A 260-nucleotide genomic window follows, 5' to 3' on the forward strand; every position below is an offset into this window, starting at 1 on the left:
TATTTGCGGGCGGGTTATGGGGATGTGGTGCCGTGGTGGTTCCGGTTGGTGAATGAGCCGTTGGTGGATGAGTTGGTGGGGTTGTGCCGGTGGTGGGAGCCGGAGTTGGTGGTGTGGGAGCCGGGGACGTTCGCGGGTGGGGTGGCGGCGCGGGTGTGTGGTGCGGCGCATGGGCGGTTGACGTGGGGGGTGGATTTCTTCGGGCGGGTGCGGGAGCAGTTCGTCCGCCTCGCGGGCGAGGCGGGGGAGCCGGTGGGCGG

The 260-nt window shown here is 70.0% G+C and carries 1 pseudogene; it reads left to right on the plus strand.

From position 1 onward, the window contains the following. Positions 1–63 precede the first annotated feature (63 nt). Positions 64–260 (plus strand): annotated as a pseudogene (locus OO63_RS46485) (activator-dependent family glycosyltransferase); the annotation flags it as partial.

Source organism: Streptomyces alboflavus (genome assembly GCF_000716675.1).
In the GTDB taxonomy this organism is placed as follows: Bacteria; Actinomycetota; Actinomycetes; order Streptomycetales; family Streptomycetaceae; genus Streptomyces; species Streptomyces alboflavus.